Source organism: Mycobacterium sp. AZCC_0083 (assembly GCF_014202335.1).
Lineage (GTDB): Bacteria > Actinomycetota > Actinomycetes > Mycobacteriales > Mycobacteriaceae > Mycobacterium.
Genome location: NZ_JACHGP010000001.1, coordinates 165,687 through 188,324 on the forward strand (window position 1 = coordinate 165,687; position 22,638 = coordinate 188,324).

Annotated in this window: 21 protein-coding genes; 7 read left to right on the forward strand and 14 right to left on the reverse strand. The window is 67.2% G+C overall.

What is annotated here, in order from left to right; translation table 11 throughout:
* Positions 1-25: 25 nt before the first annotated feature.
* The gene (locus tag HNP02_RS00795; RefSeq protein ID WP_221317029.1) at positions 26-871 is read left to right on the forward strand and encodes a creatininase family protein; all 846 of its coding nucleotides are present in this window, start codon (positions 26-28) and stop codon (positions 869-871) included.
* Positions 868-2,505: an ABC transporter ATP-binding protein gene (locus tag HNP02_RS00800; protein ID WP_184433145.1), complete on the forward strand. Its 1,638-nt coding sequence runs from the start codon at positions 868-870 to the stop codon at positions 2,503-2,505. The genes HNP02_RS00795 and HNP02_RS00800 overlap by 4 nt, the downstream gene beginning before the upstream one ends.
* Positions 2,506-2,525: 20 nt before the next feature.
* On the opposite strand, the gene HNP02_RS00805 is transcribed toward HNP02_RS00800, so the two are convergent.
* Entirely contained in the window at positions 2,526-3,194 is a 669-nt protein-coding gene (locus HNP02_RS00805; RefSeq protein ID WP_184433149.1) for a GntR family transcriptional regulator, read from the reverse strand.
* Between the two features lie 47 nt (positions 3,195-3,241).
* Here HNP02_RS00805 and HNP02_RS00810 point away from each other — a divergent pair, with 47 nt between their 5' ends.
* Positions 3,242-4,012 (forward strand): HpcH/HpaI aldolase/citrate lyase family protein, encoded by a 771-nt coding sequence (locus tag HNP02_RS00810; protein WP_184433152.1) that lies wholly within the window; start codon positions 3,242-3,244, stop codon positions 4,010-4,012.
* Positions 4,013-4,043: 31 nt separating this feature from the next.
* Positions 4,044-4,847 carry a carbon-nitrogen hydrolase family protein gene (locus HNP02_RS00815; protein ID WP_184433154.1) on the forward strand — a complete coding sequence of 268 codons (804 nt, stop codon included), beginning with the start codon at positions 4,044-4,046 and terminating at the stop codon, positions 4,845-4,847.
* A gap of 19 nt (positions 4,848-4,866) precedes the next feature.
* On the opposite strand, the gene dnaE is transcribed toward HNP02_RS00815, so the two are convergent.
* The 7 genes from dnaE to lspA all read right to left on the reverse strand — a co-directional run bounded on the left by dnaE (position 4,867) and on the right by lspA (position 13,401).
* The gene (gene dnaE, locus HNP02_RS00820) at positions 4,867-8,457 is read right to left on the reverse strand and encodes a DNA polymerase III subunit alpha (protein ID WP_184433157.1); all 3,591 of its coding nucleotides are present in this window, start codon (positions 8,455-8,457) and stop codon (positions 4,867-4,869) included.
* A 24-nt stretch (positions 8,458-8,481) separates the two neighbouring features.
* Complete coding sequence (locus tag HNP02_RS00825) at positions 8,482-9,174, reverse strand: TetR/AcrR family transcriptional regulator (protein ID WP_184433160.1); 693 nt, start codon at positions 9,172-9,174, stop codon at positions 8,482-8,484.
* 68 nt (positions 9,175-9,242) lie between these two features.
* Positions 9,243-10,532, reverse strand: a complete 1,290-nt coding sequence (locus HNP02_RS00830) for a DUF6596 domain-containing protein (RefSeq protein WP_309241348.1) — start codon at positions 10,530-10,532, stop codon at positions 9,243-9,245.
* Complete coding sequence (locus HNP02_RS00835; protein WP_184433163.1) at positions 10,517-10,894, reverse strand: YciI family protein; 378 nt, start codon at positions 10,892-10,894, stop codon at positions 10,517-10,519. Before HNP02_RS00835 ends, HNP02_RS00830 begins: the two co-directional genes overlap by 16 nt.
* 31 nt (positions 10,895-10,925) lie before the next feature.
* The gene (rarD, locus tag HNP02_RS00840) at positions 10,926-11,825 is read right to left on the reverse strand and encodes an EamA family transporter RarD (RefSeq protein WP_184434864.1); all 900 of its coding nucleotides are present in this window, start codon (positions 11,823-11,825) and stop codon (positions 10,926-10,928) included.
* 35 nt (positions 11,826-11,860) lie between these two features.
* A complete protein-coding gene (locus HNP02_RS00845; protein WP_184433165.1) occupies positions 11,861-12,790 on the reverse strand; it encodes an RluA family pseudouridine synthase in 930 nt (309 codons plus the stop codon).
* Positions 12,790-13,401, reverse strand: a complete 612-nt coding sequence (gene lspA, locus HNP02_RS00850) for a signal peptidase II (RefSeq protein WP_184433168.1) — start codon at positions 13,399-13,401, stop codon at positions 12,790-12,792. Before lspA ends, HNP02_RS00845 begins: the two co-directional genes overlap by 1 nt.
* Before the next feature lie 41 nt (positions 13,402-13,442).
* Here lspA and HNP02_RS00855 point away from each other — a divergent pair, with 41 nt between their 5' ends.
* Both HNP02_RS00855 and HNP02_RS43610 read left to right on the forward strand, forming a co-directional pair.
* Entirely contained in the window at positions 13,443-14,354 is a 912-nt protein-coding gene (locus tag HNP02_RS00855) for an asparaginase (protein WP_184433171.1), read from the forward strand.
* Between the two features lie 289 nt (positions 14,355-14,643).
* A complete protein-coding gene (locus HNP02_RS43610; protein ID WP_309241349.1) occupies positions 14,644-14,841 on the forward strand; it encodes a hypothetical protein in 198 nt (65 codons plus the stop codon).
* Here the strand turns inward: HNP02_RS43610 and HNP02_RS00865 are convergent.
* A complete protein-coding gene (locus tag HNP02_RS00865) occupies positions 14,823-16,181 on the reverse strand; it encodes a DNA polymerase IV (protein ID WP_375373629.1) in 1,359 nt (452 codons plus the stop codon). The genes HNP02_RS43610 and HNP02_RS00865 overlap by 19 nt on opposite strands.
* A 45-nt stretch (positions 16,182-16,226) precedes the next feature.
* Here HNP02_RS00865 and HNP02_RS00870 point away from each other — a divergent pair, with 45 nt between their 5' ends.
* On the forward strand, positions 16,227-16,466 hold the full coding sequence (locus HNP02_RS00870; protein ID WP_184433177.1) for an RNA-binding S4 domain-containing protein: 240 nt from the start codon (positions 16,227-16,229) through the stop codon (positions 16,464-16,466).
* On the opposite strand, the gene HNP02_RS00875 is transcribed toward HNP02_RS00870, so the two are convergent.
* Genes HNP02_RS00875 through HNP02_RS00895 form a run of 5 tightly spaced genes read right to left on the reverse strand, consistent with a single transcriptional unit; the run spans position 16,453 to position 22,637 of the window.
* Positions 16,453-17,427, reverse strand: a complete 975-nt coding sequence (locus tag HNP02_RS00875; RefSeq protein WP_184433180.1) for a choline/ethanolamine kinase family protein — start codon at positions 17,425-17,427, stop codon at positions 16,453-16,455. The two genes, HNP02_RS00870 and HNP02_RS00875, sit on opposite strands and share 14 nt — an antisense overlap.
* Positions 17,424-18,374 carry a phosphotransferase gene (locus HNP02_RS00880; RefSeq protein ID WP_184433183.1) on the reverse strand — a complete coding sequence of 317 codons (951 nt, stop codon included), beginning with the start codon at positions 18,372-18,374 and terminating at the stop codon, positions 17,424-17,426. Before HNP02_RS00880 ends, HNP02_RS00875 begins: the two co-directional genes overlap by 4 nt.
* Positions 18,375-19,784, reverse strand: a complete 1,410-nt coding sequence (locus HNP02_RS00885; protein WP_184433186.1) for an amidase — start codon at positions 19,782-19,784, stop codon at positions 18,375-18,377.
* A complete protein-coding gene (locus HNP02_RS00890; protein ID WP_184433189.1) occupies positions 19,781-21,043 on the reverse strand; it encodes a M20 family metallo-hydrolase in 1,263 nt (420 codons plus the stop codon). Before HNP02_RS00890 ends, HNP02_RS00885 begins: the two co-directional genes overlap by 4 nt.
* On the reverse strand, positions 21,036-22,637 hold the full coding sequence (locus HNP02_RS00895) for a sodium:solute symporter (RefSeq protein ID WP_255506139.1): 1,602 nt from the start codon (positions 22,635-22,637) through the stop codon (positions 21,036-21,038). The genes HNP02_RS00890 and HNP02_RS00895 overlap by 8 nt, the downstream gene beginning before the upstream one ends.
* Position 22,638: the final 1 nt, after the last annotated feature.

The following is a 22,638-nucleotide window of genomic DNA, read 5'->3' on the forward strand; positions in this document are numbered from 1 at the left end:
CACCCGAACTGCAAAGGATGACACCGTGAGCACCGCGACCACCAGCCACCTCAGGACCCATCGGCTCGGCGAACTGTCTTGGACGGAAGTGCGAGACGTGGCCGCCACCGACCCGGTGGTGCTGTTGCCGATCGGTGCCGTCGAACAGCACGGGCCGCACCTGCCGGTCCACGAGGACTCGATCGTCGCCGAATGGGTCGCCGATCAACTGGCCCTCCGCAACGGATGCCTGGTCGCGCCCGCACTTCACTACGGCCACTCCCCGATGTTCCGCGGCTACCCTGGCAATCTGTCGTTGTCCGCCCAGACGCTGCGCGCCGTCACCTACGAGTTGTTGGAGGCGCTGGTGCAGTCCGGCTTCCGGCGGATCGTATTGTTGGACAACAACGGCGGGAACGTTGCACCCGTCACCAGCGCCGCCATGGATGCCCGGCGGGACCTCGGAATCCTGGTCGGACATCTGTACCCGTGGTCGCTGGGGTACGCCCTGATGCGCGACCAGTACGCCGACCCCGCCACCGCCTACGGACACGGCGCCGAACCAGAGCACTCCGCGATGCTGGCGATGTTCCCCGACCAGGTCCAGGCGGCCCCGACGACCGACACCGAGTTGCGCTCCGCCGCAGGCTGGACTCCGGTCAGCTACGGCGAAGCGGCCATCCCCGGTCAGGATGTGCGTGGCACCGTCCTATGGGACTTCTCCGAAGTCAGCGAGAGCGGCTGCACCGGTGACGTCTCGCTCGGCGACCCGAAGATCGGCGAGGTGTGGATCGAACGGGTGCTCACATTCTGCAGCGACTACCTGGCCGAGTACGAGCGGAACACCGCCGACGGCAAGGGTTCCCTCAAACAAGGCACCCTGGGCCGATGACTGCCGACGTGGTGCTGAAGGTCAGTGACCTCAGCGTCGACTTTCAGGTCGGCGGTGAGACCGTGCCCGCAGTGCGCGGCGTGAGCTTCTCGGTATGCCGTGGCGAAGTCCTCGCGCTGGTCGGCGAATCGGGATCGGGAAAGTCCGTCAGCTCGATGTCGGTCCTCAAACTGCTGGCGCCGAACGCACGCGTTCAGGGCAGCATCCGCTTCAACGGCGAAGAGATCAGCGAGCTTCACGGCGAGCCGCTGCGGGCGTTGCGCGGCAAGCGCATCGCGATGATCTTCCAAGAACCGATGACCGCCCTCAACCCGGTGTACACCATCGGCCAACAGATCGGCGAGGCGATCCGCAGCCACGAGGACGTCACCGAGAAGCAGGCCCGCGAGCGGACTCTCGAGCTTCTGCGTCTGGTCGAGATTCCGGAACCCGAGCGGCGGATCGACAGCTACCCCCACCAGCTGTCCGGAGGTCAACGTCAGCGAGCCATGATCGCGATGGCGGTGTCCGGTTCACCAGAGGTCATCATCGCCGATGAGCCGACCACCGCGTTGGACGTCACCGTCCAGGCCGAGATCCTCGACCTGCTCCGGCGTCTGCAGAAAGACCTCGGAGCCGCGGTGCTGCTGATCACCCACGACATGGGGGTGGTGGCCGACCTCGCAGACCGGGTGGTGGTGATGCGCTCGGGAGCCGTGGTCGAAGCGGCGCCGGTCCGACAGCTCTTCGCCGCACCGGAGGCCGAGTACACCGCGCACCTGCTGGCCTCAGTGCCGCGGCCCGATGCCCAGCAGGAACACGCCGCCATCGACTCCGAGTTGTTGGTCGAGGTGTCCGGCCTCGATGTCGTCTACCCGGGAGAGCTGGGCCGCAAGCCCTTTCACGCAGTGCACGCTGTCGACCTGGCGATCTCGCGAGGCAGTGTGCATGGGCTTGTTGGCGAATCGGGGTCGGGGAAATCCACGATCGGGCGGGCGATCGCCGGGCTGGTGCGGCCCGCGGCGGGCATGATGCGGATCGGCGGGATCGACCCGTATACGGCCAGTCGTGCCGACAGGCGTAGGCTGCGTCGCACCTACTCGATGGTCTTCCAGGATCCGGGCTCGTCGCTCAACCCGCGGCTGTCGATCGGCGACTCCGTGGCGGCACCCATGGTGATCAACAAGTTCGGGTCGCGCACCGAGATCCGGGACCGGGTGTGCGCGCTGCTGGATAGCGTGAAGGTCTCGTCCAATTGGGTCGATCGCTTCCCCCACGAGCTGTCGGGCGGCCAGCGGCAGCGGGTCGGCATCGCAAGGGCACTCGCGCTGGACCCCGAGTTCCTGATCGCCGACGAACCCACCTCCGCCTTGGACGTCTCCGTGCAGGCAACCGTGCTGGCATTGCTCTCCGAACTGCAGGAGAGGCTTGGCTTCTCGTGCTTGTTCATCAGTCACGATCTGGCAGTCATCGAGCTGTTGGCAGATCAGGTCACCGTGTTGCAACACGGCCGCGTGGTGGAAAGCGGCCCAGCCGGCGACGTCCTGCGGTCACCAAGCTCGGACTACACCAAGCGGCTGATAGCCGCAGCCCCGGTCCCCGATCCGGCGGCCCAAGCCGAGCGCCGGCGCGCCTGGCGAGCGATGAGCGCATGAGGACGGCCCGGCTGGTGCGATCAATTCAGACCCGAGACAACGGCGGCATCGGGTCGCAGATGCTCGCGCAACGTATCGATCGCCCCCTGAGAGTCGTACCGCAGCAGGGCTTCGAAGATCGCCCGGTGCTGAGGAACGATCACCGACATCCGCGACGGTCGAAGCGCGACCGCATTGACCCCGATCCGCTGGTAGCGCGAACGCAGGCTGGAGTACAGATCGATCAGCACCGAGTTTCCGGTCGCTCGGACGAACGAGAAGTGAAACTCGTAGTCCTCCAACGCATGTTCGGCGATGACGGCCCTGTCGCCAGCCATGATCTGGGCAAGCCGTTCGGGTTCTTCCATCCGCTCCAGATGTGCGGACATGTCGGGGATCGGGAGGGTCTGCTCGCACAGCACCCGGAACGCGTGTCCCTCCAAGACAATCCGCATCTCGTAGGTCTCGAACAGTTCGGCGGCCGTCGTCCGGTGCACCTGGGCGCCTCGACGGGGCAGCAGCTCCACGAACCGCTCGGCGGCCAGCCGGTGCAGAGCCTCGCGCACCGGAGTCCTCGACACCCCGGTCTGGTCAACCACTGCCTTTTCCTCAAGGAACGAACCCTCGGGGAAGTGACCGCGCAGAATGGCGTCGCGGGTCCACTCGTAGGCACGGTCGCGGGCCGAGGCCTGCAGATCGTTGGACGTCATCCTGGCCTCCCAATATTTGAATACACGAAGTATACGACAAGGTGGCCATGAAACAGCACGACCCGTCCCACCGCTGGGCAGCGTGGCTGTCCGGACCGAACACCGCGGCCGCAGAAATCGTCCGCGATCTCGGATACGGAGCAGTGGTACTCGACATCGAACACGGATCGTTCGATCTCGCCGACCTCGAGCGGTTCGTACCGTTCCTGCGGGCCATCGGTTTGCGGGTGCTCGCGAAAGTCCTTGCACCCGAGCGCGGCCCGATCCAACAGGCGCTCGACTTCGGCGCCGACGTGGTCGTCGTCCCGCACGTGGAGAACCTCGCTCATGCCGTCGCCGTTTGTGCATACGGCAAGTTCCCGCCCCGCGGCGATCGCAGCTTTGCCGGTGGGTGGACCGCGCGCTACGGCGGTTTCGACGACGCCTGGGTGACTGCACAGGACGCCAAAACCCAGGTCTACCCAATGATCGAGGATGCTGGCGCCCTGGATGAGATCGACGCAATCCTGGCGCTGGACACGGTCGACGGCGTGTTCGTCGGCCCAAGCGATCTGTCGCTGCGCAGGGCACGTGGCGCCTATTCCAGGACCGACGCCGACTTCGCCGACCTGCGGACCGTGGCCGACGCCGCGCGCCGCGCAGGAAAGCCGTGGGTGCTGCCGGCCTGGGCGCAGGCCGAGAAGGAATTCGCACTCGTCCACGGTGCGGACCCAGTGGTGCTGATCGCCGACCACACCGCCCTGGTGGCGGGCTTCGGCGCCGCACTGACAGAAACCCGGGCGATGGCCGAGAGCGCGCTCGTCAGCACGAAACCCTGAACCGCCAAGAATCCGAACGGAGCCAATTCCCATGTATGTCACCGTCGCCCAATTCGCCGCCACGAAGGACAAGGCACAGAATCTCGCCACGGCCACGCGCTTGATCGCCGACGCGGCCGAGCGGGGAACTTCCCTCGTCGTGCTTCCCGAGAACGCCATGTACTCCGACCCGGATCCGACCGGCGACGTCCGGCCCGCCGCCGAGCCGGTGGACGGGCCGTTCGCCCAGTCGATCGCTCAGGCCGCGAAGAACGCTGGCGTGGCGGTCATCGCCGGCATGACCGAGGGGCCCAGTGGCGACGACCGGTGCACGAACGCCGTGCTCGCCGTCGACGAGCAAGGGCGCACGATCGGCGTCTACCGCAAGGTGCACCTCTACGACGCCTTCGGCTACCGCGAATCCGACCGCATCGTCCCGCACGCACCGCGGCCCCTCGTCTTCGACCGGGACGGCCTGCGCTTCGGTGTGATGACCTGTTACGACCTGCGTTTCCCTGAGATGGCGCGCTTTCTGGTGGATGCCGGAGCCGAAGTACTGATCGTGCCTGCCGCGTGGGTGGCAGGCCCGGCCAAGGAGGATCACTGGACGACCCTGCTCCGCGCACGCGCCATCGAGAACACGGTCTACGTTCTGGCGTGCGGGCAGACCGGCCCTGTCAGTGTCGGGCACAGCGCGATCATCGATCCCATGGGGCAGATCGTCGCAGGGGCCGGCGAGGCACCAGGCTTCGTGACCGCCTGGATCGACCACGCGCGGCTGGACGAGGTCCGGGCCAAGAACCCCAGCCTGGCCAACCGTCGATTCGGCCTCAGGGTCCCAGGCGACGACGTCTAATCCGGTCAGTGCCCGCTTTCTAACCCAGGCAACCGGGACCGAGAAGTGCCTTCAGGTCCCCCATCAACGCCGAGGACGTCGTCACGCGCAGCGCCTGATCCAGTTCCAGCGTGGTGATCCGATCGCCGCTGATCAGCCGCAGATGCACCTTCGACGTGCCGGGATGGTTGGCCAGCACGGCCTTGAGCGCGCTGACCTTGTCGACGGTGCACTGGCGCGTCGGCAGGCTGACCGCGAGCGGCCGGTCCACCTGGGCGCTCGAGAAGTCCGGCACGACGAGCTCGTTGGCGATCAGGGAGACCCGGTCGTCGCGGATGTTCACCTTGCCTGCCACCAGCACCACGGCGTCGTCGGCGATGTCCGCGCCGAACGTGGTGTACGTGTGCGGGAAGAACATCACCTCGATGCCACCGGTGAGGTCTTCCAATTGCGCTGAGGCCCAGGGCATCCCGTTCTTGTTCACCCGCCGGTTCACGGAGGCGAGGATGCCGCCGACCCGGACCTGCGTGTCGTTGGCCACGTCGCCGTTGAGAATGCCGGGGATCTGGGTGTCCACCTGGGCGTTCAACAGATGCGCGACACCGTTGAGCGGATGCCCGGACACGTAGAGGCCCAGCATCTCCCGCTCGAGTGCGAGCTTGTGCTTGTCCTCCCACTCCTCGTCGGGCACCTTGATGGTGAACACCGCGTCCGCAGCGGTATCGGCGCCGCCGAACAGGTCGAACTGACCCATCGCCTCGGCCTTCTTGGTGCCAAGAACCGAGTCGACGGCGTCGGTGTGGATCAGGAAGAGACCCTTGCGGGGGTGCCCAAGCGAGTCGAATGCGCCCGCCTTGATCAGCGACTCCGTCACCTTCTTGTTGCACGCGGTGATGTGGACCTTGTTCAGGTAGTCGGAGAAGTCGGTGTACTTGCCCTTGTCGGTGCGCGTACTGATCAGCGAGGCAACGACATTCGTGCCGACGTTGCGCACCGCCCCCAACCCGAATCGGATGTCGACGCCAACCGTCGCGAAGTTCAGCACCGATTCGTTGACGTCCGGCGGCAGCACGGTGATGCCCAGCCTGCGGCAGTCCGCCAGGTACACCGCCGCCTTGTCCTTGTCGTCACCGACGGAGGTGAGCAGGCCCGCCATGTACTCGCCCGGGTAGTTGGCCTTGAGATAGGCCGTCCAGTACGACACCAGCCCGTAGCCCGCGGCGTGCGACTTGTTGAACGCGTAGTCCGCGAACGGAAGAACGGTGTCCCACAACGCCTTGATGGCAGGGGCGGAGAAGCCGTTGGCCTTCATCCCGTCGGAGAAGCCCTCGTACTCCTTGTCGAGCACTTCACGCTTCTTCTTGCCCATGGCCTTGCGCAGAATGTCTGCTCGGGCCAGTGAGTAGCTCGCCACCTTCTGCGCGATGCGCATGATCTGTTCCTGATAGACGATCAGACCGTGGGTCTCGGCCAGGATCTCTTCGAGGGGTTCGGCCAGCTCGGGGTGGATGGGCTTGATCGCCTGCCGGTTGTTCTTGCGGTCGGCGTAGTCGTTGTGGGCGTTCACGCCCATCGGACCTGGCCGGTACAGCGCAATGACGGCGACGACGTCCTCGAACTCGGTCGGCTGCATGCGGCGCAGCAGATCGCGCATCGGCCCGCCGTCCAGCTGGAACACGCCGAGCGTGTCACCGCGGCCGAGCAGTTCGTAGGTCGCGGGATCGTCGAGCGGCACCGCGTCGAGGTCGAGGTCGATGCCCCGGTTCGCCTTGATGTTCTCGATGGCGTCGCCGATGATCGTCAGGTTCCGCAGGCCGAGGAAGTCCATCTTGAGCAGGCCGATGGCCTCACACGATGGATAATCCCAGCCGGTGATGACGGCACCGTCCTGCGGCCGCTTCCACAGCGGAATCGACTCGATGAGCGGTTCGGAGCTCATGATCACCGCGCAGGCGTGCACGCCTGCGTTGCGGACCAGACCCTCCAGGCCGCGGGCGGTCTCGTAGATGGTGCGCACGTCGGGATCGGTGTCGATCAGGGCGCGGACCTCGGCGGCCTCCTTGTACCGCTCGTGGTTGGGATCGGTGATACCCGCCACCGAGATGTCCTTGGCCATGATCGGCGGCGGAAGCGCCTTCGTGATGCGGTCGGCGATGGCGAAACCGGGTTGCCCGTAGTGCACGCGGGCCGAATCCTTCAGTGCCGCCTTCGTCTTGATGGTGCCGAAGGTGATGACCTGCGCGACCCGGTCGCTGCCCCACTTGTTCGCCGCGTAGCGCAGCATCTCGCCGCGACGACGGTCGTCGAAGTCGATGTCGATATCGGGCATCGACGCGCGTTCCGGGTTGAGGAACCGCTCGAACAGCAGCCCGTACTTGATGGGGTCGATGTTCGTGATGCCCATGGCGTACGCGACCAGCGACCCCGCCGCCGACCCGCGGCCTGGCCCCACCCTGATGTCGACCGACCTCGCGTACTCGATCAGGTCGGCGACGATCAGGAAGTAGGACGGGTACCCCTTGTCGCAGATGACCGTGCTCTCGTACTCGGCGCGATCCACGTACTCCTGGGGCACCCCTGACGGGAAACGGCGCGCTAGCCCGGCGGCGACCTCGTGGCGCAGCCAGCACGCCTGATCGTGGCCGTCGGGCACCGGGAAGACCGGCATCCGGTCCTTGGGCGCCCAGACGTCGGCGTAGGACTGCACCCGCTCGGCGATCAGCAGCGTCGAGTCGCACGCTTCTGGGACCTCGGCGTCCCACAGCGCGCGCATCTCGGTGGCCGACTTCAGGTAGTAACCGTCGCCGTCGAACTTGAACCGGTTCGGGTCCGACAGCGTCTTGCCGGTCTGTATGCAGAGCAGTGCCTCGTGGTTGTGGGAGGCCTCGCGCGTCACGTAGTGGCAGTCGTTGGTCGCCAGCGCCGGGATGCCGAGCTTGCGGCCGACCTCCAAAAGGCCCTCGCGCACCCGGCGCTCGATGGACAATCCGTGGTCCATCAGCTCCAGGAAGTAGTTCTCGGCCCCGAAGATCTCGCGCCACGTGGCCGCCGACTCCAGCGCCTCGCGGTCGTGGCCGAGCCGCAGCCGGGTCTGCACCTCACCCGACGGGCAACCCGTGGTGGCGATGATGCCCTCGTGGTGTTCGGCGATGATCTCGGCGTCCATCCGCGACCACTTGCCCAGTTGGCCCTCGAACGATGCCCGCGACGACAGCTTGAACAGGTTGCGCAGGCCGGTCGCGTTCTCGGCGACCATGGTCAGGTGGGTGTAGGACCCGCTACCCGAGATGTCGTCGGACTTCTGGCTGGGATCACCCCACAGGACGCGCTTGGTGTCGAACCGCGATGCAGGCGCGATGTAGGCCTCGACGCCGATGATCGGTTTGATGCCCACATCGGTTGCCGCGTTGTAGAACTCGCTGGCACCGAACATGTTGCCGTGGTCGGTCATCCCGATGGCGGGCATCTCAAGGCGTTGAGCCTCGGCCAGCATCGGCTTGACCTTCGCGGCCCCGTCCAGCATGGAGTATTCGGTGTGATTGTGGAGGTGCACGAACGACCCGCGATGAGCGCCTGCGCGAGGAGCTGATGACGCTGGAGCGCTTGCACGAAGAGGAGACGACTCAGCCATAGGAGGGTCAGTCTATGGCGGCCCTCAGACAGCGCTCGGCGTGTCGCGGAACGTGTCGCTGCGATTCGTCGGCTCGCTCGTACCGTTCAGCAATCCGTGCGAAAGCAACCGGGACAGTTGCTTGGTTATCGATCCAAGTCCGGCCTGAGTGTGGATGAAACCGGCGTGCAGGCCGACCCCCCACAGCACGGCATGCAGCATGTCGGCGATCGGCGTCACCAACGTGTCGGCCTCCAGCTCACCCCGGGACTTCGCGTCTGCGAGCAGTGACTCGAGGAAGCTCAGCAGAGCGCCGTTCGCGCCGACCTGCAATATGGGGTTGCGGGTGGACTCCAGTCGCGCGCTGACCAGGAACGCGAGCCGGGAACGGTCAAGGCGATCGACCTCGAGGATTCCCGAGACCAGCGTCGTCAGCTGGTCGATCAGCGTGTTCTTGCGCCTCGCTGCATCAATGCATTCGGCCATCGCATCACCCGCCTGGTCGACCAGCATCGCGTAGATCTGCTCGCGCGAATCGAAGTAGTAGTGCAGGGTGGGCCGGCTCAGGTCGGCGGCGGCGGCGATCGCCTGGAAGGTGGCCGCGTGGTAGCCGCGTTCGCTGATCACCTGACGTGCTGCCCTCAGGATGCGATTGCGGGTCTCGGCCGAGTCGGAGCCCGTCGGGCGGCCACGGCGCCGCCGGGCAACCGGTAGCGACTTCGCATCGAGTTGCGGCATGTCCCCGACCTCACCAGCGAGCCGAATGGTGCTCGCCTGGCAAACCGTATGACATAGCTATGGGCGGGTCAACCCGAGACCTGTCGCAAACATCGTGCGAGGTATTCGGCGACGCCGGGGTCCGACGTCGCCTCGATCGCGCGACGATAGCCACGCGCGGCCTCGTCGACGCGTCCCGCCCTGGCCAGCAGGTGTGCCCGCACCGCCCACGCGGGCTGGAACCGTTCGATGGCCGAATCGGTCAGTGCGTCCAAGGCTTGCAATCCCGCAGCAGGCCCGTCGATCTCGCCGTCCAGCGCGGCAAGGGCGACCTCGGCGCCAAGGGACGGCGCCGTCCGCACCAGCGCGCGGTGCAGGGTGCGCAGCGTCTCGGCGTCCACCGGCCCGCGGGTGACGCGACTGCAGTGCGCGGACTGGATGGCGGCTTCGTACTGGAATCGGCCGGGGCGGTGCTGCGCGTACGCCCGCGCCAGCAGCGCCTCTCCGCGGGAGATCATGGCGGCGTCCCACCGGGTGACGTCCTGGTCCTCGAGCGGCACGAAGCATCCGTCCTCCGCACGCCTGGCCGGCCTGCGGGCTTCCGACAGGCACGTGAGCGCCGCGAGGCCTAGCACCTCCGGCTCGTCGGGCAGGAGGTCGGCGAGCACGAGGGCGAGGTGGACGGCCTCGGCTGACAGCGATTCGATGGCCGGAGCCGCCCCGGCGGCGACAGTGGACGCTGAGCCCTGCGGCACCAACTGCCAGTCGATGGCGTACGCCCCGTACACGGCTTCCAGTACCGCGGGCAGGCGCTCGGCGAGCTGTTCGCGATCGGGCATCTCGAAGGGGATGCCGGTGTCCCGGATGCGCCTCTTCGCGCGCACCAGGCGCTGCGCCATGGCCGCGGGCTCCACCGCGAAGGCGGCAGCGATGGCCGCGGCATCCACGCCGAGCACCACCTGCAGCATCAGCGGCGTACGGACCGATGCCCCGATGGCCGGATGGGCGCAGACCAGCATCAGCTCGAGCCTGCGGTCGGGGATGTCGGACCCGATGGGTTCGTCGAATGTGCCGAATTCGTCCTTGTCCCAATCTATTTCGTCGAGTGGCCGACTGGTCTGCCTGGCCGCCGACTTCCACACGTCGCGGAGCCGGTTGCGCGCGACGACCAGCAGCCAGGCCTCCGGGTTGTCGGCGACGCCGTCGTCGGGCCAGCGCGTCAACGCCCGCTCGACGGCATCGGCCAACGCGTCCTCCGCGGCCGCGATGTCGCGGCCTGGCGCGGCGAGCAGCGCCAACAGCCGGCCGTACGACTCGCGAACGACCCCGGCGAGTGCCGAGGCCGCCCGCGATCGCTGAGCGTTCAGGGGTTGTACCACCCGCGTCCGGGGGCGTACGTCCTTGCCACCGGCCGGATCTCGACCGATCCCCAGCCGTTGGCCGGGTTGCGCTGAGCCCACTTCAGCGCGTCGTCGAGGTTGGGCACGTCGATGACGAAGATGCCGCCGAGCTTCTCCTTGGTGTCGGCAAACGGACCGTCCTGGATCTCGGGTGCGCCGTTGCGCGCCGTCACCGTCGTGGTGGCATCGACGGTGTCGAGCACCTCGGTGGTGATCAGGACTCCGGCCGCCGACAAGTCGTCGGCATACGCCGCGAACGCCGCCATCGCAGGCGCCATGTCCTCCTCGGTCAGACCGATCGAGGAACCTTCCTGGTAATGCATGAGCAGGCAGTAACGCATGATGTCGTCCTTGTCGTCGCGAGTGATGCTTTCATCGTGATGACGATTCAGGTGCGGGCAGATCGACATCGCAGGAAACTGGATCCGCGGGTTTCTTGCGCAACGCGTCGATCGTCATCACCACCAGCGCCACCCAGATGAGGGCGAAGCCGATCCACCGGCCAACGGGCATCGGCTCGTGACCGATCAGGACTCCCAAGGCCATCTGCATGGCGGGGTTGAGGTAGAACAGCAGGCCCGTGGTGATCAGCGGGAGCCGCTGCGCGGCGGCGGCGAAGAACAGCAACGGTATCGCCGTGACGGGGCCTGCCAACATCACGAGCAGGGCGTGCCCAGTCCCGTAGTGCAGGAAGTGCCCCTGGCCAAGCACGGCGAGCACGATCAGGTATCCGCCCGCCAGCGGCAGCGCCAGGAAGGTCTCGACGGCAACGCTCACCCTGGGATCGGCCACCACCACCTTCTTCACCAGGCCGTACAGCGCAAACGACGCGGCAAGCCCGACCGCGACGTACGGCGGCGCCCCGACCTCCACGATGAGGATCACCACCGCGACCACAGCGAGCAATAGCGCAAACAGCTGCCATCGCCCGATGCGCTCGCGGAACACCAGCACGCCGAGCGCCACCGTGACGAGCGGGTTGATGAAGTAGCCAAGCGCGGCGTCGACGACGTGACCGTGCGTCACGGCCCAGATGTAGACGCCCCAGTTGATCGAGATCAGCACGGACGCCGCCAGCAGCTGGAACCAGGCGCGCACGCCGAGCCGCCGCAAATCACCGAGGCGGCGCGCCGCGACGAGGACGAGGAACAGACTCGCCGCGCTCCACACGATGCGGTGGGCGAGTACCTCGAACGATCCGGCGGGCAGCAGCAGCGGGAAGAACAACGGAAACAGGCCCCACGAGACGAAGGCGCCTGCGCCGAACAACATGCCCGACCGGCGGGTGCGCGGTTCTGGGTCGCCACTCACGATTCGTGGTGGCGCAACAGGTCGAGCGCATGCTGCAGGTCCGCCGGGTACGGACTGGTGATCTCGACGCGCCGCCCGTCGGCAGGATGGGCAAACGCCAGCGACCGCGCATGCAGCCATTGCCGTTCCAGCCCAAGCCGTTTCGCCAACGTCGGATCGGCGCCGTAGGTCAGGTCGCCGCAGCACGGATGGTGTAGTGCCGAGAAGTGCACCCGGATCTGGTGTGTGCGACCGGTTTCCAGATGGACGTCGAGCAGGCTGGCGGCCTGGTGCGCCTCCACCGTGTCGTAGTGCGTGATGCTGTGCCGCCCGCCCTCGGTGACGGCGAACTTCCAGTCGTTGCCCTTGTGCCGACCGATCGGCGCGTCGATGGTTCCGCTGGACGGATCGGGGTGGCCCTGGACGAGCGCGTGATAGCGCTTGTCGACGGTGCGCTGCTTGAAGGCCCGCTTGAGCACCGTGTATGCGCGTTCGGAGATCGCCACCACCATCACGCCCGACGTTCCGACGTCGAGTCGGTGCACGATGCCCTGGCGTTCGTGCACGCCGGACGTGGTGATGCGGTAACCGGCGGCGGCCAGCCCGCCGAGCACGGTGGGGCCCGTCCACCCGACCGACGCGTGCGCGGCGACACCTGCGGGTTTGTCCACCGCCACGATGTCGGCGTCGGAGTACAGGACCGTCATGCCCTCGATGTCGACCGGCCGATTCTCCAGTGGCGCAGGGTCTTCTGGCAGTTTGACCTCGAGCCACGCTCCAGCGGCCAGGCGGTCGGACTTGCCTACGGGTACGCCATCCAGCTCGACACCACCGGACTCGGCCATCGTGGCCACCGCGGTGCGGGACAAGCCGAGCAGCCGGGAAAGGCCTGCGTCGACACGCATGCCCGCCAGCCCCTCGGGGACCGGCATCGAGCGAGTGGTCATCAGGACGGTTCTGGCTCGTCGGCAGGCCGGGGCTGGCCGGCTTCGTCTGATGCGCCGTCCGGCTTGCGCCGCCCATCGGTATCGAAGTCGTAGCCGAACAGGGACAACCCGACCAACAGGATCGCCCCGCCCACCACGGCGGGGTCGGCGACGTTGAACACCGGCCACCAGCCGACGGAGAAGAAGTCGACGACGTGGCCGCGCAGCGGGCCCGGGGAGCGGAAGAACCGGTCCACCAGATTGCCGAGCGCACCACCGAGGATCATCCCCAGCCCCAGCGCCCACCACGGCGAGACCAGCCGTCGTCCCATCCAGGCGATGCCGATCACCACCCCGGTGGCGACCAGCGTGAGCACCCAGGTGTAGCCGGTGGCCATCGAGAACGCCGCGCCCGAGTTGCGCACCAACGTCCAGGTCACGGTGTCGCCGATGATCGGCACCGGCTGTCCAGGGGTGAGCAGCCTTACCGCAAGCACCTTGGTCACGACGTCCAATGCGAGCACCACGGCGGCGACCGAAAGCAGCAGGCGCAGGCGACGCCGCGAGGACCGCGGTGGGGTTTCCCCGTCGGCGGTCACTGGCTCGGCCGAGCCCGTTGATTCATCAGTCACTCCCACATCATTCCAAAGTGGCGATGGTGAACAATCGCCGCATGAGCCGCGTCGTCATCATCACCACCGGCGGCACCATCGCCACCAGCACGGGCGACGACGGTGTCGCACGGCCCACCCGCACCGGAAGCGACCTGATCGCGGGCCTCGAAACCGACGATCTCGACGTCGTCGACCTGCTCTCCGTCGACAGTTCCGAGTTGACTCCTGCCGACTGGGACGCGATCGGTTCGGCCACCGCGTCGGCGATCGAGTCTGGCGCCGACGGTGTGGTGATCGCGCACGGCACCGACACGATGGAGGAGACCGCGCTGTGGTTGGCGCTCACCTACGGCGGCGACGAACCCGTGGTGCTGACCGGGGCGATGCGCAGCGCCGACGCCCCTGATCCCGACGGGCCGAGGAACCTGCGCGACGCGGTGGCGCTGGCGGCGAACCCCGCGGTCCGGGGCAAGGGCGTGCTGGTCAGCTTCGGCGGGCGGGTGCTTCAACCGCTGGGCATGCACAAGTCCGCAAGCCGCGACCTGCACGGTTTCACGGGCACCGAGCTCTCCGACGCATCGGCCGAGCGGGTGTTCCTCGGCCCCCTGTCGGCCGTTGCGGCACCGCGGGTGGACATCGTCGCCGCCTACGCGGGCAGCGACGCGGTGGCGCTGGACGCCTTCGTGGCGGCCGGTGCGCGCGGTGTGGTGCTCGAGGCCGTCGGCGCGGGGAACGCAGGCCCTGCGGTGGTCGATGGCGTGCGACGGCACTGCCACGACGGCGTGGTGGTGGCGCTGTCGACCCGGGTACCCGGTGGGCACGTCAGGGCCAGCTACGGGCCGGGCCGCGCACTGGTGGACGCCGGGGCAGTGGTGGTTCCTCGGCTGCGACCGTCGCAGGCCCGGGTACTGCTGATGGCGACGCTCGCCGGGGGCGCATCCGTCGGCGATGTCTTCGAGAAATGGGGCTGAGTTCGATGTGGGGCAAGAGGTTCGCATGCATCGCTGGTGCGGTGGGATTCGCGTTGGTGACGGCACCGGTCGCGCAAGCCGACCCCACAACCGACCCGCCCCGTGACGCCGAAGAACTCCACGACCTCCCGATCGCAGTTGGGCGGTACACCTCGCCTGCGGCTGGCGATTTCTACCACGTGTACTTCAAGACACCGGCGGTCGCTTCTGCGGGATCCTCCCGAACGGCGGGCCCCTCGGCTGCGACGCCGCGCCTAGCGATGCGCCGGCGGGCAGCAATCAGACCGTCGTGAACAGTTGGGGGCCTGCCGAGTACCGGCAATCGGATGCACCGTCGTTCACCCGCGACGTCGACGTCCTGCCAGAGGGATTCCGGCTGGAGAACTGGGGAGCCAGCTGCGGCATCAGGCAAAGGGGCACGGTGACCTGTACGACCTACGGGCAGCACGGGTTCACCATCTCGGCGCTCTACGGGGAGCTCTGGTAGGTCTCCGCGGTGAGGGCCTCGACGTAGTCGGGCCAGTCCAGGCTGTCGACGGGGTTGGCCCTGCGCACGTCCGGCGTGTCGTGGGGCATGGTGTGCGCAGGCCCAGGGCCGCTGCTGCGGGTCTCGAACCGCACCGTCATCACGCCATGGCCTGCGCCCTGCACCCAGCCGTGCCCGTGGACGGTGTGGGTGACGTCGTCGCCGACCCGCCACGCCGCAGGCGGCTGCTCGACGCTGGGCGCCTGCGCCGCGGAAGGGGCAGGCAGGTCGGACGCCTCGAGCGCCTGTTCCAGATCGGGGAACAGCGATTCCTGCCGGACGTCCGAGAGCCCCGAGAACCCAACGCCGAGAAGCCGCACCGGCCCGATTTCCATCGGGTCGAGTAGCAGCCTGCGGGCGGTGCCGATCAGTGTCGAGGCATCGGTGGTGGCGTACGGCAGCGTCGCGGACCTGGTGAGCGTGCTCATGTCGGACTTCTTGAGCTTGACGGTGACGGTGCGGGCGCCGCGGCCGTCGTTCTCGAGGCGGCGATGTGCGTGCTCCCCGATGGGACCGGTGGCCTCGCGCAGTTGATCCAACGTCGTCAGGTCTTCTGCGAACGTCGACTCGGCGCTGATCTGCTTGGCCCCGGCGCGCTCCGCGACGGGGCGGGCGTCGATGCCCTTGGCCAGCTGGTGCAGTGCGGGCCCGACGGTGCCGCCGAGGATGTCGGCGACCTCGGCATCGGTCAGCGCGGCGAACGAGCCGACGGTCTCGATGCCGAGGCGATGCAGCTTCTCCTCGGCGACCGGCCCGATCCCCCACAGCTTCCGCACCGGTAGCGCCGCGAGCAGGATCGGCTCCTCGTCGCGCCGGACCACCCGGATCCCGTCCGGTTTGGCCAGTCCCGATGCGATCTTGGCGATCTGCTTTCCCGAGCCGGCTCCGACAGAGGCGACAAGGCCCGTGTCGGTGCGCACCTTCGCCCGCAGCTCTTCGCAGAACCGCTCGACGTCGTCGGCGGATGCGCCGGACAGTTCGACGGGCTCACCGAACGCCTCGTCGAACGACAGCTGCTCGAGGATCGGCACCAGCGACCGCACGGTGGCCAGCACCCGGCCGCTGGCGACTCCGTACACCACGCCGCGCGGCGGCATCACCACCGCGGCTGCGCCGACCATCCGGCGGGCCTGGTGCATCGGCATGGCCGACCGTGCGCCGAACACCCGCGCCTCGTAACTCGCGCCTGCCACGACGCCGCGGCCACCGAGCCCGCCGACAAGCACCGGGCGCCCCTGCAGGGTGGGGCGAGTCAACTGCTCGACGGACGCGAAGAACGCATCCATGTCGAAGTGCAGCACCCAGCGGTCCACGACTGCCGATGTTAGGCAGATAGCCTGACGCGCATGCCGCAACCCGCCCTCGACGTGCCGATCCGCGATGCGTCGATCCGCCTCGGGCAATTCCTGCAACTCGCCAATCTGATCGACACTGGCTCGGATGCCAAGATGGCCATCGCCGACGGGCAGGTCAGCGTCAACGGCGAGGTCGAGACCCGTCGAGGGCGCCAGCTGCACCATGGTGACACGGTCGCGTTCGGCGGCCAAACAGCCCGCGTCACCGGGCCGAGACCTACAGCGACTTGAGCCAGAACGGCCACCGCGGGTCGGACATCTTCATCCGGGCCCGCATCAGCTTCCAATAGCCGTACTTGTGATAGTCGAAATCCCAAGTGGAGTTGAGCTGCTGGTTCACGCACGCCCACAGTCCCCACTTGACGTCCGCCAACGCGCCGCACACTTGCACCCGCGACAACAGCGTGAAGTCCAGCCTGCCGTAGAAGTTCTCCACCAGATCCAGGATCTGTTCCTCGTCGTAGAACATCTCGGTGGTCAACAGCGCGAGCTCATAGGCGCGTTCATTGTTCGACGCGAACTCGTAGTCGACCATTCTCATCGGCTGACCGTCGGCTACCAGGAAGTTGCCCGGCATCGGATCATTGTGGCAGGCAACGAGATCCAGTCCGGAAGCGAGCATCGCCGATTTCGCCACGCGATACTCGCCGAGGATGAGCTCGGAGTCGTCGGGCAGCCGCACCCCCAGTTCGCCGACCTGAGCCAGATGCTCCTCGATCATGTCGAACATCGTCTTGGTCCCGCTGAGCAGGTCACCCTCGTGCAATACCCGGTAGATGTCCACGATCTCGCGGGCGATGGTGGGATCCTTGAAATCACCGTTGGTGCAGGCACGATAGCCCTCGAGGAACTCGATGACCTCGATCCCGCTCTCGGGATCGAAGTACACCAACTGCGCGCCGACGCCGCGCTCCCCCGCTCGGCGGGCGGCCTCGTTTGCGAGCTTGCGGTCGATGAACGCGTCGCTGCCCTCGCCGGGGATCTTCAGGAAGTAGCGCATGTCTGCACCGGCAACGGTGATGCGCCAGTTGCTGTTCTGCAACCCCCCGAGTACCGGCTCGTACTCGACTCGTTTGCCATGCCACGGCGCGATCATCCCCAACACGGACTCCACGCGATGCTCGGCCTGATTGCGGGCCGTCCCGACCGCCCTGGCACCGGTAGCACCTGGCGCGGCTTCGGTCGCGGTCATAGATTTCTCAACCGATCGTGGAAGTGGGCGTCGCCGAGCCCGCCGCGCGCCCGCAGGAACTGCCAGTCGGAGAACTTCGAGTACTCGAGGGTGCCAGGCCGCGCCGCATCGGCATAGGCGCCGATCAGCCCCCAGCGCACGCAATCGGCGATGCCATAGACCCTGACCCGGTCGAACAACGCCTGATCGAAGTTGCCCCATGCCATTTCGAAGACCTCACGAGCGGGCGAGTCGAAGGGGCGCACCTCTGCCAGCAGGACGCCTAGGTCCTGCAACGGGTCCATCACCGCAGCCACGTCCCAGTCGACGAGCAACATGCGGCCGTCCGTCGGTAGCAGCACGTTCGACACGTTGCCGTCACCGTGGCACGGCACCCGGTCGAACCCGGTTGCGACGATCCGCTTTTCGGCCAGGTCGAGTAGCCGAACCATCCAATCGAAGTCCTTTGGGAGGTTCACCGCCTTCGTGGTGGCCAGTGCCGACAGCGCGCGGATGTCGTCGAAGACGGTGGCAACGCGGGTTATCGACGCGAACGTGTGCACCCGCTGGCGGAGCCGGATGAGCTCCTCCAACCGGGCATCGTCATCGAAGACGTTCAACGTTGCCGTCAAGGAAGTATCGACGAAGTTCTCCAACACCAGCACACCTGCCACCGCATCCGCCGCATGCACGCGTGGTCCCACGCCGAGTTCACCGGCCTCGTTGGCTGCGGCGAATGCGTGCGCAAAGTCGACGTAGGCCTCTGCGTGGTCGATCATCGACTTAACGAACACCGTTTGCACTGGCCGCAATTCGTCGATACTGCGAACATCGAGGCACTCAGAGTCTGCGCCCCACCAACTCGGGCTGGCCATGGCCGAGGTAGCCTCGGCGGTGATCGGACTGTCCACGAAGAGACCGAGGGCCTGCAACGTCGCGGCCACAGCAGGCTGGGTGACGGTCGCCATTCAACTACCTCCGGCGTGCGCGACGTTCACGAACTCGGGCCAGACCATCGGGAACGGCCTGTGACGTTCCAGCCACTTGGTCAACCGCAGCACGTCGCGGTCGGCGAATCGCTGGCCGACCACCTGTATCCCAACCGGCAGGCCACCGCGCATGCCGAAGCACAGTGCTGCCGCAGGCTGGGTGGTCTGGTTGAACCATGCGGTAAAGCCGCAGTGCACCAAGGGTTGTGACGGATCGAGCCCGCACTCTTCGGCCCCGAACCCGACGACAGGGATGATGGGCGCGATCACGTAGTCGAACTCGGCGCAGGCCGCCCGCATCCGCTCAGCCGATCGAGCCACCGCCTCGCCGTCGCGGGTGAGGTCGGTGGCACTGTAGCCGGCCGCGGGCGCACACCACTCGCGGATCGCCCGGTGCACGAGCGCGCGGCGGTCGACCGAGATGGCTTGCAGCTCGGTCAGTGCTCGCACCTGGAACAGCCGGTCGAGCGCGCCGTAGGGGTCGTCGCGGAATACCGGCGGCATCGCCGACACGGTCGCGCCACCGTCTCGCAGCGCCGCGGCCGCATCCGCCACGGTCAGCAGCACCGCATCCTCGGCGCCGACCCCGTGACCGAGGTCGGTCAACACGCCGATCCGGAGTCCGTTGGGCGACAACTCGTCCCACGTCGGGTCCGTGTCCTCCGGCGGAAGACTCCACACGTCACGGGCGTCGGGCCGACGCAGCGCGTCGTACATGTCCATCACATCGTCGACGGTGCGCCCCATCGGCCCAGCCGACCGCATGGTGGACGGTGCGATGTGCGGGATACGCCCCTGAGTGGGCTTCAACGCGACCAGGCCACAGTGCCCGGCTGGCAGGCGCACCGAGCCTGCGATATCGGACCCGACGGCCGAGAACCCGATGCCTGCGGCGAGCGCGGCACCGGCGCCTGCACTCGAGCCGCCGGTGTTGCGCGAGGGATCCCATGGGTTGCGGGTGACGCCGTACAGGGAGCTGACCCCCGCAGCCATCATGCCGAAGTCCGGCATCGTGGTCTTGCCGATGATGACCGCACCTGCATCCTTCAAGCGAGCGGCAGGCGGCGCGTCGACGGTCGAATCGGCCAGGTGGCGGTTGGCGGCGCAGCCATGGCGCCAGGGCATCCCGACGGCGTGCACGCTGTCCTTGATGGTCACCGGAAGACCGTCCATCGGCCCCGCTGGCGCGCCGGCCGCCCACCGCAGCGCCGACGCCCGCGCCGCGGCGTAGGCGCCGTCGGTGTCCACATGGGCCATTGCGTTGATGACCGGATTCCGGTGCCCGATCCGCTCCAGAGTGCGCTCCAGGACATCCACCGGCGTCAGTGCGCCGCTGCGATATCCCTTGCGCACCGTCTCGGCACCGCGGTCGAGTACCTCGTCGATCACGCGACCCTGGTCTCCTCGAGCACCCCGGTCACCATCCGACGGGTCGTTGCGGTCAGCATGCGCAGCCCGGCGAGCATCTGCTCATCGGTGGTGAATTCGCGTTCGTTGTGGGAAATGCCGTCCACGCTGGGAACGAACAGCATCACCGTGGGGACGACCTCGCGCAGGCTCACGGAATCGTGCCCGGCCATGGTTGGCATTTCACGCCAACTCAGCCCGAGATCGTCGGCAACCGCACCCGCCAGCGCGATACCGGAGTCGTGATAACTCGCCGACGGTCGCAGAGTCGCCGATTCGACCGTGACGGTCGTCTCGGCTGTCTCGGCGATCTCGGCGATTCGTCGCAGCAACGACCGATGCGCGGCGTGCAGGGTGTCGGCGTCCAGCGCCCGCAGGTCGGCGGCGAGCCCGACCCTTGCAGGCACCACCACCGGAGAGTTGGGTTCGATGCGCATCGCCCCGACCGAACCCAGCACCGTGTCGAGGCCGAACTCGTCGGCGACTGCCCGGACCGACAACACCACCTGGCTGGCAGCCACCAGGGCGTCCCGCCGATAGCGCATGTGGGTGGCGCCGGTGTGGGCTTGTTCACCCTGCACGGTAATCGAGTACTTGTAGGCGGCCCAGTTGCCGGTCACCACACCGATGTCGAGCGCTTCGTCGCTCAGGGTTCGGCCCTGCTCGATGTGGATCTCCGCATAGCAACCCGCCTCCGGCGGTACATCGGTGCCATGGAAGCCGATGTCGCGCAATGTATCCCGTACCGTCGCGCCGTCCTTGCCGACGGTGTCCAGTGCCGCGCCGGTGGCCATCTTGCCGACGTAGACGGCGCTGCCCATCAGGCTCGGGGAGAAACGCGAGCCCTCCTCGTTGAACCAGTTGACGGCGGCCACGTTCAGCCGTGCGCCGTCGGGTGGCTGCGCGGCCGCCGCGGCGACGGCGTAGGCACCTGCGAGCACGCCGTAGGCGCCGTCGAAGCGCCCGGAGGTGGGTTGGCTGTCCAGATGAGAGCCGACGAGCACGTAGGGGGCCCCGACGATGGCTTCGGCGCAGCCGTACATGTTGCCGACCGCATCGACCCGGCATCGCAGCCCGCGCTTGGCGAACCAGTCGCGGAGCCATTCGCGGGCTCGACCGTCGGCCGCGGTGGCCGCCTCGCGGTCCACCCCGCCCGCGGCTGTCGCTCCGATCGCCGACAGCTCAGCGAAATCGGCGAGGAACGCGGCCTCGCTCAGCGGGTGGTGAACCGGGTCAGCCATCGAGCGCATCCGTGCGCACCGCGGACGCTGCGGGTCCGGTGACGTTCTCCCGCGACTCTTCGGCCAGCACGTGTAGTTGCTGTTCGAGTGAATCATCCGGGATCGGCGCGGCGTTGCGCACGGTGATCTTCGCCGCCTCGAACATCTCTGCCACCCTTGCCTTCTCGACGTCATCGGTCTTGACGAGCATCGCGGCGCCCAGATAGACCGCGAGGTTCACCACGATCCCGACGATACCGCCGGTCAGGCTTCCCAGCGCGCGGATGTCGTCGGGGTAGATCCAGGTGAGCACCATCGCGACGACGAAACCGGAAACCATGCCCGCCACCGCCCCCTGCTTGTTGCCGCCCCGCCAGAAGATGCCGAGGAACAGTGGCACCGCCAGCTGCACCACGCCCTGGTAGGAGATCTGCGCGAGCAGCTGCAGACGGCTCATGTTGAACGTGGCGTAGGCGACGATGCCTGCCAGCGCCATGAAGGCCATCATCGAGGTCTTGGCGACCAACGTCAGCTGCTTGTCCGACAGGGGCCGCTTCTCGGTGTTCACCAGGTCGTTGGCGATCTGGAGGCCGCAGACTTGAACGCTGCCGTCGATGTGTCCCATGGAGGCGGCGAACACGATGGTGATGCCCAGCCCAAGCAGCCAGGTGCCGCCGTATTCGCTCATGACGGTGAACCAGCCGGCCTGCGGGGCGGCTACGACGGCTGGCATCGCGGTGGCCGCGATGCCCACCAACATCAGCAGCGTGTAGAAGACACCTGATATCAGCACCGTGCACAACGTGCCAGCCTTGACCGACCGAACGCTGGATGCGGTGTAGATGCGCTGGAAACTCGTTGGCCAACAAAGCGATCCGACGACTCCGGTGAAGATGAGAGCGAAGATGTAAAGAGGTCCGTAGTGGTCACCGTCGCCAGGAAGCACCAGGTACTGGTGGGCGACATCGTTCAGCGCGCCGAAGCTGATCGGACCTCCGGCGATACCCGACAGCAGCACCATGCACACGATCGCCGAGAACACGTAGGCGACGGTGCCCTGGAACGCGTCGGTCATGATCAGACCCCGCATGCCCATCCGCACGGTCCAGTACTGCCGCACGATGATCACGGCAAGGCCGATGAGCAAGCACGTGGTAACCGACCAGGCGCCGGCACTGGCGAGCTCGAAAACCGTCCCGAGCGCCTGCATTCCGAGCACGACCCAGGGAAACAGGGAGACGATGCCGATGAGGCTGGCGACCACCTTGACCGCGGGAGAGTCGAACCGCCGACCAAGTAGGTCCGGTTGCGAGCGCAGGTCGTACTTCTTGCCCCAACGCCATGCGCGCGTCGCCATGAAGTACATCATCGCCACGCCGAGAGTCGAGTAGGCCAAGCCGTATAGTCCGAAGACTCCGGAACCGGTTGCCAGTCCGAGAAACGCGATGAACGTCGCACCCGGCCACCAGGAGTTCACGTAACTCATCCCCACATACCAAGGGCCGTACCTGCGCCCTCCGACGGCATATTCGTCGAAGGTGGGCACCGTCTTCTGTTGGGTCACATACAAAATCGCGATCACGATCGCATAGAACACAGCCAGCATTCCGAGCATG